This is a genomic window from Streptomyces sp. NPDC059080 (assembly GCF_042739975.1).
GTDB classification, from domain to species: Bacteria; Actinomycetota; Actinomycetes; order Streptomycetales; family Streptomycetaceae; genus Streptomyces; species Streptomyces benahoarensis.
The window spans coordinates 22,917-39,396 of record NZ_JBHYGX010000037.1 but is presented as its reverse complement, the minus strand read 5'-3'; the positions used below and the strand labels follow the sequence as shown (position 1 = coordinate 39,396).

Sequence of the window (16,480 nt, the reverse complement as noted above, 5' to 3'; positions counted from 1 at the left end):
GCGCCCGCGCCGCGCCCCACCCGCTCCGGCAAATCGTTCGCCAGTCGAATCGGGGAGGTGAGATCCTGGGACGCGTATGTCCAGTCAGCCTGCCTCCGCCCTGTCCGACGGCGCCTCCGCCTCGGCCGCGCCCATGCTCCCCGCCCTACTGGAGCGGCTGCCCGAGCTGATGCTGCGCGACCAGCAGCGGCTGGGGCGGCGGCTCGACGGTGCCCGGCGGATCCGTAAGCCCGAGGCCCGTGCGGCCGTGCTCGCCGAGATCGCCGAAGGTATGGCGGAGGCGGAGGAGCGCGTCGCGCGGCGGCGCGCCGCCGTGCCCGCGATCAGCTATCCCGAGCAGCTGCCGGTCAGCCAGAGGAAACACGAGATCCTGGAGGCGATCCGCGACCACCAGGTCGTGATCGTCGCCGGTGAGACGGGCTCCGGCAAGACCACCCAGATCCCCAAGATCTGCCTGGAGCTGGGGCGTGGCGTCCGTGGGCTGATCGGGCACACCCAGCCGCGGCGGATCGCGGCCCGTACGGTCGCCGAGCGGGTCGCCGAGGAGCTGAACACGCCGCTGGGCGGCGCGGTGGGCTGGAAGGTCCGCTTCACCGACCAGGTCGGCGGCGAGACCCTCGTCAAGCTGATGACCGACGGCATCCTGCTCGCCGAGATCCAGACCGACCGCGAGCTGCGCCAGTACGACACGCTCATCATCGACGAGGCGCACGAGCGCAGCCTCAACATCGACTTCCTCCTCGGCTACCTCGCCCAGCTGCTGCCCAAGCGGCCGGACCTCAAGGTCGTCATCACCTCCGCGACGATCGACCCGGAGCGCTTCGCCCGGCACTTCGGCAGCTTCGCGGCGGTCGGCCCGGGTGCGCGGCGCCCGGCCGAGGGCGAGGAGACGCCGAGCGCCCCGATCGTCGAGGTCTCCGGCCGGACGTACCCGGTCGAGGTCCGCTACCGCCCGCTGCTTGAGGAGGGCGGCAGCGACGGCGACCGCGACCAGATCACCGCGATCTGCGATGCCGTCGACGAACTCCAGGCCGAGGGCCCCGGCGACATCCTGGTCTTCCTCTCCGGCGAGCGCGAGATCCGCGACACGGCGGACGCGCTCAACAAGAAGAACCTCCGCGCCACCGAGGTGCTGCCGCTCTACGCCCGCCTCTCCCACGCCGAGCAGCACCGCGTCTTCCAGCGCCACACCGGCCGCCGCGTCGTCCTCGCCACCAACGTCGCCGAGACGTCCCTGACGGTGCCCGGTATCCGGTACGTCATCGACCCCGGTATGGCCCGGATCTCGCGCTACAGCTTCCGCACCAAGGTGCAGCGGCTGCCGATCGAGCCCGTTTCGCAGGCCAGCGCCAACCAGCGCAAGGGCCGCTGCGGCCGTACCAGCGACGGCATCTGCATCCGCCTCTACTCCGAGGACGACTTCCTCACCCGTCCCGAGTTCACCGACGCGGAGATCCTGCGGACCAACCTCGCCTCCGTCATCCTCCAGATGACCGCCGCCGGTCTCGGCGACATCGAGAAGTTCCCGTTCATCGACCCGCCGGACCGCCGCAACATCAAGGACGGCGTCGACCTGCTGCACGAGCTGGGCGCGCTGGAGGCCCGTACGAAGGGCGGCTCCGGCGGTGCGGCGAAGGGCGCGGGCCCCCGGCTCACCCCGATGGGCCGCCAGCTCTCCCAGCTGCCGGTCGACCCGCGGCTGGCGCGGATGGTGCTGGAGGCCGACCGGAACAACTGCGTCCGCGAGGTCATGGTCATCGCCGCGGCGCTCTCCATCCAGGACCCACGCGAGCGGCCCGCCGACAAGCAGCAGCAGGCCGATCAGCAGCACGCCCGGTTCAAGGACGAGACCGGCGATTTCCTCGCGTATCTGCATCTCTGGCGCTATGTGCGCGAACAGCAGAAGGCACTCTCCTCCTCCGCCTTCCGCCGCATGTGCCGCAATGAATTCCTGAACTACCTGCGCATACGTGAATGGCAGGACATCTACTCCCAGATGCGTTCGGTCGCCAAGACCATGGGAATTCATCTGAGCGAACAGGACGCGGCGCCCGACCACATCCATACGTCGCTGCTGGCCGGTCTGCTCTCGCACATCGGGCTCAAGGACACCGACGCGAAGAACGAATATCTGGGTGCCCGCAGCGCCAAATTCGCGGTCTTCCCGGGCTCCGCGCTGTTCAAGAAGCCACCGCGCTGGATCATGTCCGCCGAGCTGGTCGAGACCTCCCGGCTGTGGGCCCGCGTCAACGCCAAGATCGAGCCGGAGTGGATCGAGCCGCTCGCCCAGCACCTGGTTAAACGCACGTACAGCGAGCCGCACTGGGAGCAGAAGCAGGCCGCTGTGGTGGCGTACGAGCGGGTGACGCTCTACGGCGTGCCGATCGTCGCGCAGCGCAAGGTTGCCTACGGCCGTATCGATCCGGAGACCTCCCGCGATCTGTTCATCCGTAACGCCCTGGTGGAGGGCGACTGGCGCACGCACCACCAGTTCTTCCACGACAACCGCAAACTCCTCGGCGAGGTTGAGGAGTTGGAACACCGCGCCCGCCGCCGCGACATCCTCGTCGACGACGAAACCCTCTTCGACTTCTACGACCAGCGCATTCCGGCGGACATCGTCTCCGGTGCGCATTTCGACGCCTGGTGGAAGAAGAAGCGCCAGGAGGAGCCGGAACTCCTCAACTTCGAGCATTCGATGCTCATCAACGAATCGGCCGAAGCCGTCACCAAGGACGACTATCCCGATTCCTGGCGGCAGGGAAAGCTGAAGTTCAAGGTCACGTACCAGTTCGAGCCCGGCGCGGACGCGGACGGCGTCACCGTCCACATCCCGCTCCAGGTGCTCAACCAGGTCGCGTCCGAGGGCTTCGACTGGCAGATCCCGGGCCTGCGCGAGCAGTTGGTGACGGAGCTGATCCGCTCGCTGCCCAAGCCGATCCGGCGCAACTACGTGCCCGCGCCGAATTTCGCGGCGCGTTTCCTCGACACCACCGTCCCGCTCCAGGGCGCGCTGACGGCGTCGCTGGCCGCGGGGTTGCAGCGGATGGTGGGCGTCCCGGTGTCCGCCGACGACTTCGACACCGCCAAGGTGCCCGACCACCTCAAGATCACCTTCCGGGTGGTGGACGAGCGTCGCCGCAAGCTGGCCGAGGCGAAGGACCTGGAGGCGCTGCGGCTGCAGCTCAAGCCGAAAACCCGCGCCGCGATCTCCAAGGCGTTCGAGCAGGCCGCCGACCGCCCCGCCCGGGACAGCAAGGGCGCCAAGGGCGACGGCCCGGCCCTGCCCGGCCTGGAGCAGCGCACGGGCCTGACGTCCTGGACGCTCGGCGCCCTGCCGCGCACTTTCGAGACGCGCCGGGCCGGCCAGCCACTGAAGGCGTACCCGGCGCTGGTCGACGAGGGCACCAGCGTCGCCGTACGACTCTTCGACACCGAGGCCGAGCAGCTGACGGCGATGTGGGCCGGCACCCGCCGCCTCATCCTGCTCAACATCCCCTCGAACCCCGCCAAGTTCGCCCAGTCGAAGCTGAGCAACCAGCAGAAGCTCGCCCTGTCCCGCAATCCGCACGGCTCCATCCCGGCGCTCTTCGACGACTGCGTGACCGCCGCAGCGGACCGGCTGATGGCGGCGCGCGGCGGCCCCGCCTGGGACGAGGAGTCGTTCCGGAAGCTGTTCGACGGCGTCCGGGCCGATCTGGTGGACGCGACGATGAAGACCATCGGGCAGGTCCAGGAGGTGCTGGCCGCCTGGCAGGCGTGCGAACGCCGTCTGAAGGACACCTCGTTCCCCTCGCTGCTGCCGTCGCTCACCGACATCAAGGAGCAGCTGGCGGCGCTCATCAAGCCCGGCTTCGTCACCGCGCACGGCGCGAAGCGGCTGCCGGACCTGATGCGCTATCTGGTGGCCGCCGACCGCCGCCTCCAGCAGCTCCCGACCAACGCCGAGCGCGACCGCGCGCGGATGGCGAAGGTCAAGGAGATGCAGGACGAGTACGCCTGGCTGCTGGAGCAGTTCCCCCAGGGCCGCCCGGTTCCGGCGGCGGCCCGGGAGATCCGCTGGATGATCGAGGAACTGCGGGTCAGCTACTTCGCGCATGCGCTGGGCACGGCGTATCCGGTGTCCGACAAGCGCATCGTGAAGGCCGTGGACGCGGCGGCGCCTTAGCCCGGCCGGCCCGGTGCGCACGGCGGTGACGCGCCGCCGCCACCGGGCTCCCGCCGGGCCGGGGCCGGCTCCGGAAGGCACCCCGGGCGGCGCACACCGGCGCATACGGGGGCGTGGGGCGCACCTCGTACGCCGGGCGGGGCATCACCCGGAGCCTGGTTCGACCGCACCCCCTGACCTGCTGTAGAGTCTTGCTTCGCAGCGACCGCGCAAGCGGAAGCGGCAGCAAGGTCCTGTGGAGCAGTTTGGAGTGCTCGCCACCCTGTCAAGGTGGAGGCCGCGGGTTCAAATCCCGTCAGGACCGCAGTCGAACGGCCCGTATCCGACAAGGATGCGGGCCGTTTCTCGTTCCCGCGCCGACGGCGCGCCCACCGCACCGTGCGGACGCACGCTCCCCCACCACACGCCGGACCACTGGCCCCTCGGCCGCGTCACCGGCCCGTTTCCGGAATCGCTTTCCGTACCGCGGTCGGTTTCGGCGCGACCGCCGGGCTCCTTGACCGATGACGGCGCCCGGCCCCGCCCTCCTCGCCGTCGGCGACCCCGAGCCGCTCAGCGGCCGCGTGCGGGCCGTTCGGAGGTCTCGGTGCCCGTCGGCCGCCCCGACCCCGTCACGGGCCGCTCACGGGGCGCAGGCGCCGAAGGCCGAAAGCCCCGCCGCCCGATGGTCGATGGCCGATGGCCGAAGAGGGCTCTCGCGGCTCTCGCCCATCTCCCTTGCAGTGGGAGGCTGGTGACGGAGCGTCGGATGGACCATCCATTACCGCAGAGGCAAGCGGAGCTTCAACCTCTCCACTGTGTGACGGGTGTCACCGTACAAGTTTCCAGAAGTGGGGAACTTACCCCCGTCCTACAACTAGTCCATTTAATATGTGCAATTGCACCACCCTTCGGGGCCTTTCAAAGGAGACCGTAGGGTCTGTCCGCAGAGCGGCCCGGAGAGCACGCGAGGGGCCCCTGCAAGGGCGCCGGCGGGCGCGGCGCAACGGCCGCAGTCCGCGCCGCCGGGAGGCTCCGGAGCGCGCGCACAAAAAAGATCGCGCTGGACCCGGCGGAGTCCAGCGCGATCGATGACGTACCCGGCTGCTGCGGGTGTGGGCCCGTTGGGGCGGGCGCCGCGTCGTGTGGAGCTGTGTGGAGCACGGTGAAGCTAGGGGTACTGCGTGGGCGCTTTTCGGGTTGGGGGCCCCGAAAACAGCCCGGCTATGCGGTTATTCAGGACTCGCTGCGCTGCTGCGGAATGCCCGCGAGCAGTGCGCGGACCTCAGCCTCGCGGTAACGCCGGTGTCCTCCGAGCGTGCGGATGGACGTGAGCTTGCCTGCCTTGGCCCAACGGGTCACCGTCTTCGGGTCCACGCGGAACATCGTGGCGACCTCGGCGGGGGTAAGCAGCGGCTCGGCGTCAGGGGTGCGAGCGGTCATGAGCGGCCTCCTCGGGAGAACCGAACCATCACGGTTCTTTCCTCTAAATTCTGCACCTTGACCCGCGTTGCCCGAAATGGCGGACGCGGGCCGAGTCGGTTATAGGACGAACGGCTTGTCCTCGGCACTACAACTACACCATCCGTCCAGCCACGTCGGCCAAACCGATGGAATTGCCCTCTCAGGTGTTCAACCTCGACGGAAGCCGATGGACCATGCCATAGCGGGCAGTCACGCCACCGTGACGATCAGTCACAGGGTGATCACGCGTCACTAGACCCCTCAAGGAGCGCAATACCGATCTATCCACCCATAGTTGGATGGAGGAGCCCAAGTCAGACTCCTTGTCCTATTTTGGCACGAGGAGATGGCTTGGGCGCAAGGCCCGTTGTCAGTGCTTTAGGTCACTGCTGAGGCAAAAGCCCGGATCGGGACCTACGTCCTGGAGAGCACCAGCCTACGCGACGACGCCCGCTTTCAAGATCATCTCGTGTCCCGGAAGCATCGCCCGTACGGCCACCGGGATCCGGCCGCGACGGCGCGAACGCCGCGGCGGCCCGCCCGTGGCCCGCTCCCCCGCTCCGGTCGGCGCTCCGGTCGGCGCTCCACGGCCGCCCGGAGATCAGCTGGAGAACTGCCGGTCCCGCACCGCCCGCCACCGGTCGCTCAACTTCTCGTACGCGGCGCCCGCGCGCTCGCCGTCGCCGTCGCGAAGTGCAGCAAGCCCCTCCGCCACCTCGGCGGCCGACCGGTCCTCCGCGAGCTGCCGCTCGGAGACCGCGTGGACCAGCCCGCCGTAGTCCAGCTCCACCAGGGAGCGCGGGTGGAACTCCTCCAGCCAGCGGCCCACGTCCAGCAGGCCGTCGATCAGCGGGCCTTCCTCCAGGGTGTCGCGCAGCGTCCGCAGCCCGCGCGCGACCCGGCGCCGGGCCTCGACCATCGGGGTGCGGTAGCGCAGCAGCGGCCCGTCGGCGCCCTTCGGCACATACTCGCGCTCGGCGTCGTCGAAGAGGACGAACCAGCGGACCGGGACGTGCCAGGTGGCCCCGCGGATCCAGGGGCGGGCGTCCGGGTTGCGCTCCTGCCACTCCTCGTAGTCGGTCGCGGCCTGGAGGCGCACCACCGGGGGCAGCGCGGCGTCCAGCACCGGCGCGGGCAGCAGCTCCGGCAGGCCCTGGAGCGCCTGCCAGCCGCGCAGCCGGGTGCGCCACGGGCAGATGCAGGGCACGTCGTCGATGTGGGCGACGAACGCGTCGGCGCTCTCGTGGACGGGGACCGGGACCGGCGGGGTGGGCAGCAGGTCGGCGAGGGCCTTGCGCTGCTCGTCCTGGGCAGTCGGGGTGTCGTCGCGCCGGGCGTACCGCGCCCAGTGGGAGCGCTCCGGCTCCGGGAATGCCGCCAGCGGCTCGTAGACCCGTAGGTATGCCCCATACGGGACCGTCACCGACGACGCCAAGGCCACGCACGCTCCTTCAAACGGAAGTCCGCCACCGGGAGTTACCGGGGGTCAGGGCCACCGGCGGGCCCGGGACACGGCAAATCGTCGCACGTCCGTCCCCCGCGAGTGGGTGATCCCGTGGACCCGGCCGATCTTCGGGTCCCCAAGGTCTTACGCTCTTCCCGACCGGCCCTCCCCACCCCACAGGAGGGCGCCCTCCCCGGCCTATGGGAGTCACCACCGTGACCGACGTATGTCCCTCCTCCGCCGAGCAGTCCGCGTCGGGGGCATCCCCCGGCGACACCGGCGTCCTGCACACCCTGTTCCGGTCCGAGCAGGGCGGCCATGAGCAAGTCGTGCTCTGCCAGGACCGCACCAGCGGCCTCAAGGCCGTCATCGCGCTCCACAACACCGCTCTGGGCCCGGCCCTCGGCGGCACCCGCTTCCACGCGTACGCCTCCGAGGAGGAAGCGGTGCGCGACGCGCTCAACCTCTCGCGCGGGATGTCGTACAAGAACGCCCTCGCCGGGCTGGACCACGGCGGCGGCAAAGCCGTGATCATCGGTGACCCGGAGACCGTCAAGTCCGAGGAGCTGCTGCTCGCCTACGGGCGCGCGGTCGCCTCGCTCGGCGGCCGGTACGTCACCGCCTGTGACGTCGGTACCTACGTCGCGGACATGGACGTCGTGGCGCGCACCAACAAGTGGACCACCGGCCGCTCCCCGGAGAACGGCGGCGCCGGTGACTCCTCGGTGCTGACCGCGTACGGCGTGTTCCAGGGCATGCGTGCCTCGGCACAGCACCTGTGGGGCGACCCGACGCTGCGCGGCCGCAAGATCGGCGTGGCCGGGGTCGGCAAGGTGGGGTACCACCTCGTCGGACATCTGGTCGAGGACGGCGCAGAGGTGGTCGTCACGGATGTGCGGGACGCCTCCGTCAAGCGGGTGCTCGCGGAGTACCCGCAGGTCACCGCGGTTGCCGACACCGATGCGCTGATCCGTACGCCGGGCCTTGACGTCTACGCGCCGTGTGCGCTGGGCGGTGCGCTGAACGACGTGTCGGTGCCCGCGCTGACCGCCACGGTGGTCTGCGGCGCCGCGAACAACCAGCTCGCCCACGCCGGTATCGAGAAGGACGTCGCCGACCGCGGCATCCTCTACGCGCCGGACTACGTCGTGAACGCCGGCGGCGTCATCCAGGTGGCCGACGAGCTGCACGGCTTCGACTTCGACCGCTGCAAGGCGAAGGCGGCGAAGATCTTCGACACCACGCTGGCAATATTCGCTCGTGCGAAGACCGACGGCATCCCGCCGGTCGCCGCGGCGGACCGGCTGGCGGAGCAGCGCATGGCGGAGGCCCGGCGCGGCTGACCGCCGGGGGGGCGCCCGCCCCGGGTGTGTTTCCGCGCCTAAGGCCGGAAACACACCCTCCCCCGCGCCGGAACATCGACTGGCACCGCCGGGCACCACAGCGCCGCCCGGAATCTGGCTGGAAATTGCCCCTTGTGCGACCCGTCGGCAGGGCCCGGGGAGACTTCTCTCACCACCCGTCGGCGGGTCGCCGCAAGGGACGGGTTAAAATCGCAGGTGACCAGCGCGGACAGGGCGCCTCGCAGGTCATGCCGAGCGGCGGGTGATGCGGGCGACGTACCGTATGGCCGCGGAAGCAGGTACCGTTGAAGCCCTACGGGCCGGTCTCTCTGTCGAGAGTCCGCTCTGAATCATGAACGCGTGTCAAGACTCTGGGGCCGTCGAGCCCCGTCGTTGAGGGGGTCGAGCCATGGGGCGCGGCCGGGCCAAGGCCAAGCAGACGAAGGTCGCCCGCCAGCTGAAGTACAACAGCGGTGGGACTGATCTCTCACGCCTGGCCGAAGAGCTGGGTGCATCGCCGCAACAGCCGGCACAGCAACAGCAGCCGCCGAACGGTGAGCCGTTCGAGGGTGACGAGGACGACGATCCGTACGCGCGGTACGCCGACCTGTATAACGACGACGATGACGAGGACGAGAAGGATTCGTCCCAGCATCGTCGCCGCGCCTGACGACGCACCGTAGACACTTCCGCGGGAATCCACCCGCGGTTGTTCTGCGGGCCTCTGTGTATCCGCTCACGGCGCGCACAGCTTCTCCACGGACCCGGTCCGGGGTGTCTCACCTCGGACCGGGTTCTGTGCTGCCCCGGCGACCGGCGGTCAGCCCGCGTAGTCACCGGTCAGGGTCACCGCTTCGGCGTGGTCGCCGCGCTCGACGATCTCACCGCTGACCCAGGCGTCCACGCCGCGGTCGGCGAGGGTGGTCAGGGCGACGTCCACGGACTCCTGGGGGACGACGGCGATCATGCCGACGCCCATGTTCAGGGTCTTCTCCAGCTCCAGGCGCTCGACCGCACCGGCGGTGCCCACCAGGTCGAAGACCGCGCCCGGGGTCCAGGTGGAGCGGTCGACGGTGGCGTGCAGTCCGTCGGGGATGACGCGGGCGAGGTTGTTGGCCAGGCCGCCGCCGGTGATGTGCGAGAAGGCGTGCACCGGCGCCGTACGGGTGAGGGCCAGGCAGTCCAGCGAGTAGATCCTGGTGGGCTCCAGCAGCTCCTCACCGAGGGTGCGGCCGAACTCGGGGATCTCACGGTCGAGGGCGAGACCCGCGCGGTCGAAGAGGACGTGGCGGACGAGCGAGTAGCCGTTGGAGTGGAGTCCGGAGGACGCCATCGCGATCACCGCGTCGCCGCTGCGGATGCGGTCGGCGCCGAGGACCTGATCGGCCTCGACGACGCCGGTGCCGGCGCCCGCGACGTCGAACTCGTCCACGCCGAGCAGACCGGGGTGCTCCGCGGTCTCGCCGCCGACCAGGGCGCAGCCGGCGAGGACGCAGCCCTCGGCGATGCCCTTGACGATCGCCGCGACCCGCTCGGGGTAGACCTTGCCGACGCAGATGTAGTCGGTCATGAAGAGCGGTTCGGCGCCGCAGACGACCAGGTCGTCGACGACCATGCCGACGAGGTCGTGGCCGATGGTGTCGTAGACGCCCATCTTGCGGGCGATGTCGACCTTGGTGCCGACGCCGTCGGTGGCGGAGGCGAGCAGCGGGCGCTCGTACCGCTTGAGGGCGGAGGCGTCGAAGAGGCCGGCGAAGCCGCCGAGCCCGCCGACGACCTCGGGGCGGGTGGCCTTCTTCACCCACTCCTTCATGAGGTCGACGGCGCGGTCGCCCGCTTCGATGTCGACACCGGCGGCCGCATAGCTGGCCCCGCTGGTGCGCGCGGGCTCGGAGGACTCAGGAGGCATGGCCCAGAACTTTCGTGTGGTGGGTGTGCGGGCTACGGGCGGCGCAGCGCATCGGCGCCACCGACACCGGCCGCCAGCGTCCCGACGCCGTCGAGGTCCGGCTTGGCCCCGCCCGCGGTCTCCGATTCCAGGAGGTGCTTGCCGAGCAGCTCCGGATCGGGCAGCTCCATCGGGTACTCGCCGTCGAAGCAGGCACGGCAGAGGTTCGGCTTGGCGATGGTGGTCGCCTCGATCATGCCGTCGATGGAGATGTACGACAGGGAGTCGGCGCCCAGCGACTTGCCGATCTCTTCGACCGTCAGGCCGTTGGCGATCAGCTCGGCGCGGGTGGCGAAGTCGATGCCGAAGAAGCACGGCCACTTGATGGGCGGCGAGGAGATCCGGATGTGGATCTCCTTCGCGCCCGCCTCGCGCAACATGCGGACCAGGGCGCGCTGGGTGTTGCCGCGGACGATGGAGTCGTCGACGACCACCAGGCGCTTGCCGCGGATGACTTCCTTGAGCGGGTTGAGCTTGAGGCGGATGCCGAGCTGCCGGATGGTCTGCGAGGGCTGGATGAAGGTCCGGCCGACGTAGGAGTTCTTGACGAGACCGGAGCCGTACGGGATGCCGCTGGCCTCGGCGTAGCCGACGGCCGCCGGGGTACCGGACTCGGGCGTCGCTATGACCAGATCGGCCTCGGCGGGCGCCTCGGCGGCCAGCTTGCGGCCCATCTCCACGCGGGAGAGGTAGACGTTGCGGCCGGCGATGTCGGTGTCCGGGCGGGCGAGGTAGACGTACTCGAAGACGCAGCCCTTGGGGCGGGCCTCGGCGAAGCGCGTGGAGCGCAGGCCGTTCTCGTCGATGGCGACCATCTCGCCGGGCTCGATCTCCCGGATGAAGGACGCGCCGCAGATGTCCAGCGCGGCGGTCTCGGAGGCGACCACCCAGCCGCGCTCCAGACGACCGAGGACCAGCGGGCGGATGCCCTGCGGGTCGCGAGCGGCGTAGAGCGTGTTCTCGTCCATGAAGCAGAGCGAGAAGGCGCCCTTGACCTGCGGGAGGACACGCGGCGTGGCCTCCTCGACGGTCAGCGGCTTGCCGTCCTCGTCGACCTGGCCGGCGAGCAGCGCCGTGACCAGGTCGGTGTCGTTGGTGGCCGCGACCTGGGTCGCGCGGCCGCCCTCACGGGGCAGCGCCGCGACCAGATCCGCCAGCTCGGCGGTGTTCACCAGGTTGCCGTTGTGGCCGAGCGCGATCGAGCCGTGCGCGGTGGCACGGAACGTCGGCTGGGCGTTCTCCCACACCGAGGCACCGGTGGTGGAGTAACGGGCATGGCCCACGGCGATGTGGCCCTGGAGGGAACCGAGCGAGGTCTCGTCGAAGACCTGGGACACCAGGCCCATGTCCTTGAAGACGAGGATCTGCGAGCCGTTGCTCACTGCGATGCCCGCGGACTCCTGTCCACGGTGCTGCAGCGCGTACAGCCCGAAATAGGTGAGTTTGGCGACCTCTTCACCCGGAGCCCAGACACCGAAGACGCCGCAAGCGTCCTGGGGGCCCTTTTCGCCGGGGAGCAGGTCGTGGCTGAGTCGTCCGTCACCACGTGGCACGCCTTGAGTCTAGGGCAGGTCGCTGATTCATCCGAACCGGGGATGGCCGGTGGGCCGGATGCCCGCGCGGCAGCGGAGCCGGGCGCCTGCGCGTCGGGCCGGTGCGTCGCCTGTCCGCCGGGGCCGCGCACCGGATGGCGAGAGGGCCGGAGCCCTTGGGGCGTCTGGCCTCGGGCGGTACGGGCCCGGGTGGCCGCACCGGCCGGGGCGCGGCCGCGGTACGCGCGCCGGATACGCCCCGCCGCCACGGCCCGCGCGGGCTGCCGCGGGCCGTGTGAGATGCGCTACGCCGGGAGGCGGCAGCGGCCGTTCAGGACAGGATCGGCAGATATCCGCCGATGTCGGCGCGCTCCCCGCTGGCGGTGACGCGGGCCGCTTCCCTCGCCTCTGCCCAGGACGTACGGCCGGCAGCCAGGCGTATCCATGTCAGCGGATCGGTCTCGACGACGTTCGGCGGGGTGCCCCGGGTGTGGCGGGGGCCCTCGACGCACTGCACGACGGCGAACGGCGGCACCCGGACCTCGACCGATCCGCCCGGCGCCGCGGCCGCCAGCGCGTCGGCCAGCAGGCGGGTGGCGGTGGCGAGGGCCTGGCGGTCGTAAGGGATCTCGGTGCCGGTCGCCGCGGCCAGATCGTCGGTGTGCACGATCAGTTCGACGCAGCGGGTGGCCAGGACGTCGGCGAGCCGCATGGCGGCGGGCCGGACGGCGACCACCCGCTCGGCCGGGTCCGTCGGGACGACGCGGGCGAACTCCTCGGCGGTGCGCTCCAGCAGCTCCACCGGGTCGTGGGCGGCGGCCAGGGCGCGGGTGCGTTCGTCGACCGACGCGGCGAAGGCGGCGGAGGCGTGGGGCCACTGCGCCGGGACGGTCTCCGCCCGGGCGGGCGGCGGCTCCGCGAGACCGCGCGCCACGCTGCCGGTGGCCAGGGAGAGATGCGCGACCAGCTCGCGCACCGTCCACTCCCCCAGGCGCGTCGGCCGAGCGAACTGCTCGGGCGTGAGCGCGCGTACGGCGGCGCGTACGTGATCGAGCTGGGCCATGACGGCGGCGCGGGTCTTCTTGCCGTCGTACCGGCGGGCGCGGGCGGCGGGTGACATGTGCTTCAGCGTAGGCGGCACCACTGACAATCGGCGGGGCCTTTTCCGTCCTCCCGGGCCCGCCGCGGAAATCCGCGTGCGGCCTTATTCGCCGCTCGCCGGAGCGTGACGGAGAAGAAACGTTGGGGGAATCGCGTGCCGCCGCCGTACCGGGGAAGAGCGGGACGGGAACTCCGTGACCGCCGTGCCCCCGCAGAAATGCCCCGGCGGCACGGGCACCGGGGCGCCGGAGGGCCCCGAACGCCATGCGAACAGCGGGCCGTTCGGTGCTGCCGCCGCGGCGAGCGGGAGGCCCCGATGCCATGCCGTGGCACCTCGGTGAACCGGTCCGATAAAAGCGGGTCCGTACCACCATGGGTGTGGATAAAGCGGAGGCAAGTGCGTGTACTGATGCCCGTAAAGGGATAAATCCCTACGTTCCCCGCATGATGCTGAAACGTAGATATCGGGCATATGGCGAGGGCGGGTGGAACGGACGGGCCCGCAGATGGGCCGTGGCCGTGCTGGGCGTCCTCAGCATGGTGGCCGCGGTGCTCGGCATGCCCGTCACCGCCGCCCAGGCCCAGGGGGTGGGCGTACCCCTGGTGAACGAGACGTTCACCGGGGCCACGGCGGACCCGGAGTTCGAGGGCTTCGGGAGCGCGTGCCTGACCGGCGCGCCCCCGGGCACCGCCCCCGGCCCGGGGACGCATCCGCTCGGCGGCTGCCCGCCGAACCAGGTCGGGCCCGTACCGCCGAGCAACGGCGCGCCACACGGCTATCTGAAGCTGACCGACGCCGGGCACGACCGGTCCGCAGCGGTGCTCTACCACCACGCCCTCCCCGCCAATCAGGGCCTGGTGACCTCGTTCGACCAGTGGCAGTACGGCAACACCACCAACCCGCCGGCCGACGGCATCTCGTTCTTCCTCATCGACGGGGCGGCCACCCTGGACGCGCCGGGCGCGTTCGGCGGCAGCCTCGGCTACGCGCAGAAGCTCCCCGACGACGATCCGGCGCAGCCGTTCCTGCCGGGCGTCAACCGTGGCTATCTCGGCGTCGGGCTGGATGTCCTGGGGAACTACTTCGGCGACTGGGAGCACCGGGGCAACGGCTGTACGCGGCGGTCCCCGGCCGGTACCGCCTTCCACATCCCCGCCCCGGGCCAGAACATGGTCACGCTGCGCGGGCCGGGCCACGGCACCGAGGGCTACTGCTTCCTGGACGCCACCACCAGCAACTTCTCCACCAGCGGCCCCTGGCCGTCCACCCTGCCGGGCCAGCTGCACGGGCCGACCACCTCGCTGCCCGCGGGTGTGACACCCGCCGAGGCCGAGGCGCTGCTGGAGCCCTCGCGGCGCACCGTGACGGTGCAGATCTCGCCGTCCCCGAACCCGGTGGTCACCGTCTGGATCGACTTCCACGACGGCAACGGCACCCAGCAGGTGCTCTCCACCCCGGCCCCCGATCCGGTGCCGAGCACCTACAAGTTCGGTTTCGCCGGCTCGACCGGGTCCTTCACCGACGTCCACCTGATCCGGAACGTCAGCGTGCACCCGGCCGCGGCGCTGCCGCAGCTCAACCTCGTCAAGCAGGTCTCCGAGGCCACCGAGGTCCCGCGGCCGCTGACGCCGGGCCAGCAGGTGCCCTTCGAGTACATCGTCACCAACAGCGGGACCGCCACGCTGAACGACGTGCACGTGACGGACGACCGCGTCAGCGGCATCACCTGTCCGCAGACCTCCCTGGCCAGCGGCCGGAGCACGACCTGTACCGGCACCTATACCGTCACCGACGCGGATGCGGATGCCGGGTCGGTGACCAATACCGCCATCGCCCACGGGACGGGACCCGGCGGGCCGGTGAATTCCCCGCCTGACGAAGTGACGCTACCGGTCCAACGCGGGCCGGGGCTGCGGCTGGAGAAGACAACCGACGAGAGCCGTGAGTACCGCGTCGGTGACCAGGTCACGTACCAGTACACCGTCACCAACACCGGTCCGACCACGCTGAACGACATCACGATCTCCGACGACCACGTCACCGGCATCGCCTGCGCGGCCACCACGCTGGCCCCGAACGGCGAGCCCGGTGACAGCACCACCTGTACGGGGACGTACACCGTCACCGCGGCGGACGGCCGGGCCGGTTCGGTGACGAACACCGCCGTCGCCCACGGGAGGTCCGACGGCACACCCGTCGATTCCGGACCGGACCAGGCGACCATCGCGGTCGCCTCCGACCTCTCGCTGAGCCTGTCGAAGAGCGTCGACAACACGCACCCGTACGAGGTCGGGGACCAGGTGACCTACACCTACACGGTCACCAACACCGGCGACGGGACGCTCAACAGGATCGCCGTCACCGACGACCGGGCACCCGGGATCACCTGCCGGGCCACGACCCTGGCGCCGGGCGCGAGTACCACCTGCACCGGCACGTACACGGTGACGCAGGCCGACGCCGACCTGGGGAACGTCACCAATGTGGCCTTCGCCCAGGGGACGTCCGACGGCACGACCGTGGAATCGCCGCCGGACACCGCGGTGATCGACGTCGTTCCTCACCAGCCCGGCCTGGAGATCGAGAAGGTCGTCGACGCGTCGCACCCGTACCAGGCCGGTGACACCGTCACCTACCGGTACGTCGTCCGGAACTCCGGGAACACCACGCTCACCGGCGTCACCGTCGCCGACGACCGGGTCTCGGGGATCACCTGCCAGCACACCACGCTGGCGCCCGGGGCGAGCACCGAATGCACCGGCACGTACACCGTGACCGCGGCCGACGCGGCAGCCGGGCAGGTGCGCAACACCGCCGTGGCGCGCGGGCACTCCGACGGCACGACCGTGGAATCGCCGCCGGACAGCGCGGAGATCGAGGTCGGGCGGAACGAGCCCGGGCTGCGGATCGAGAAGACCGTCGGCTCCTCGCACCCGTACCGCGTCGGTGACACCGTCACGTACACCTACAACGTCACCAACACCGGCAACACCACACTCAACGGCATCGCCGTCGAGGACAACCGGGTCACCGACGTGACCTGCCGGGCAACCACCCTGGCACCGGGCCAGAGCACCACCTGCACCGGCACCTACACCGTCACCCAGGAGGACGCGGAGCGCGGCACGATCACCAACACCGCAGTGGCCACGGCCAACGGCGGTATCCGCTCCGAACCGGCCAAAGCCACCGTCCAGGTAGCGGAGAAGCCCTGCAAGGGCAAGGACTGCAAGCCCTGCAAGGGCAAGGACTGTCACAAGCCCTGCAAGGACAAGGAGTGCGACAAGCCCTGCAAGGGGAAGGGCTGCGACAAGGAGTGAGGCACCCGGCGCGGCGGTGAGGCCCGCACAGGGCTGAGCCACCGCGCCACACGACAGGGCGCCCGCCGGTGACCGGCGGGCGCCCTCGTCGTTTGCGTTACGCCGGACGCGGGCGGGGGGGGGATGAGGCGGTCAGGGCCCGGGTAGTGGCCGCGTGGGGCGGGCGCCGCGCGCGCAGCG

9 protein-coding genes and 1 tRNA gene are annotated in these 16,480 nt (G+C 70.7%); 5 read left to right on the top strand and 5 right to left on the bottom strand.

Features of this window, described 5'->3' with window-relative positions; translation table 11 throughout:
* The first annotated feature begins 76 nt into the window (after window positions 1–76).
* Window positions 77–4,168 carry an ATP-dependent RNA helicase HrpA gene (hrpA, locus tag ACFWWQ_RS23840; RefSeq protein WP_384599585.1) on the top strand — a complete coding sequence of 1,364 codons (4,092 nt, stop codon included), beginning with the start codon at window positions 77–79 and terminating at the stop codon, window positions 4,166–4,168.
* 229 nt (window positions 4,169–4,397) lie between these two features.
* Window positions 4,398–4,472: transfer RNA gene (locus ACFWWQ_RS23835), tRNA-Asp, on the top strand.
* A 911-nt stretch (window positions 4,473–5,383) separates the two neighbouring features.
* On the opposite strand, the gene bldC is transcribed toward ACFWWQ_RS23835, so the two are convergent.
* A complete protein-coding gene (bldC, locus tag ACFWWQ_RS23830; RefSeq protein WP_003980577.1) occupies window positions 5,384–5,590 on the bottom strand; it encodes a developmental transcriptional regulator BldC in 207 nt (68 codons plus the stop codon).
* Between the two features lie 622 nt (window positions 5,591–6,212).
* Complete coding sequence (locus ACFWWQ_RS23825) at window positions 6,213–7,052, bottom strand: hypothetical protein (protein ID WP_384599582.1); 840 nt, start codon at window positions 7,050–7,052, stop codon at window positions 6,213–6,215.
* Between the two features lie 203 nt (window positions 7,053–7,255).
* Between ACFWWQ_RS23825 and ACFWWQ_RS23820 the strand changes: the two genes are divergently transcribed.
* On the top strand, window positions 7,256–8,398 hold the full coding sequence (locus tag ACFWWQ_RS23820) for a Leu/Phe/Val dehydrogenase (protein ID WP_384599579.1): 1,143 nt from the start codon (window positions 7,256–7,258) through the stop codon (window positions 8,396–8,398).
* 409 nt (window positions 8,399–8,807) lie between these two features.
* Window positions 8,808–9,068 carry a DUF3073 domain-containing protein gene (locus tag ACFWWQ_RS23815; protein ID WP_384599575.1) on the top strand — a complete coding sequence of 87 codons (261 nt, stop codon included), beginning with the start codon at window positions 8,808–8,810 and terminating at the stop codon, window positions 9,066–9,068.
* Window positions 9,069–9,218: 150 nt separating this feature from the next.
* On the opposite strand, the gene purM is transcribed toward ACFWWQ_RS23815, so the two are convergent.
* The 3 genes from purM to ACFWWQ_RS23800 all read right to left on the bottom strand — a co-directional run bounded on the left by purM (window position 9,219) and on the right by ACFWWQ_RS23800 (window position 12,998).
* The gene (gene purM / locus ACFWWQ_RS23810) at window positions 9,219–10,307 is read right to left on the bottom strand and encodes a phosphoribosylformylglycinamidine cyclo-ligase (RefSeq protein WP_384599572.1); all 1,089 of its coding nucleotides are present in this window, start codon (window positions 10,305–10,307) and stop codon (window positions 9,219–9,221) included.
* Window positions 10,308–10,339: 32 nt separating this feature from the next.
* Complete coding sequence (gene purF, locus ACFWWQ_RS23805; RefSeq protein WP_384599569.1) at window positions 10,340–11,899, bottom strand: amidophosphoribosyltransferase; 1,560 nt, start codon at window positions 11,897–11,899, stop codon at window positions 10,340–10,342.
* 310 nt (window positions 11,900–12,209) lie between these two features.
* Window positions 12,210–12,998, bottom strand: coding sequence for a sterol carrier family protein (locus ACFWWQ_RS23800; protein WP_384599566.1), 789 nt, complete (start codon window positions 12,996–12,998; stop codon window positions 12,210–12,212).
* A gap of 494 nt (window positions 12,999–13,492) precedes the next feature.
* Between ACFWWQ_RS23800 and ACFWWQ_RS23795 the strand changes: the two genes are divergently transcribed.
* Window positions 13,493–16,300, top strand: coding sequence for a hypothetical protein (locus ACFWWQ_RS23795; protein ID WP_384599563.1), 2,808 nt, complete (start codon window positions 13,493–13,495; stop codon window positions 16,298–16,300).
* Window positions 16,301–16,480 lie beyond the last annotated feature (180 nt).

What these genes read in the sequence shown, in the direction of transcription:
- ACFWWQ_RS23815 (WP_384599575.1), top strand. Translation starts at nt 8,808, where the DNA reads ATGGGGCGCGGCCGGGCCAAGGCCAAGCAGACGAAGGTCGCCCGCCAG.
- bldC (WP_003980577.1), bottom strand. Translation starts at nt 5,590, where the DNA reads ATGACCGCTCGCACCCCTGACGCCGAGCCGCTGCTTACCCCCGCCGAG.
- ACFWWQ_RS23820 (WP_384599579.1), top strand. Translation starts at nt 7,256, where the DNA reads ATGGGAGTCACCACCGTGACCGACGTATGTCCCTCCTCCGCCGAGCAG.
- ACFWWQ_RS23800 (WP_384599566.1), bottom strand. Translation starts at nt 12,998, where the DNA reads ATGTCACCCGCCGCCCGCGCCCGCCGGTACGACGGCAAGAAGACCCGC.
- purM (WP_384599572.1), bottom strand. Translation starts at nt 10,307, where the DNA reads ATGCCTCCTGAGTCCTCCGAGCCCGCGCGCACCAGCGGGGCCAGCTAT.
- hrpA (WP_384599585.1), top strand. Translation starts at nt 77, where the DNA reads ATGTCCAGTCAGCCTGCCTCCGCCCTGTCCGACGGCGCCTCCGCCTCG.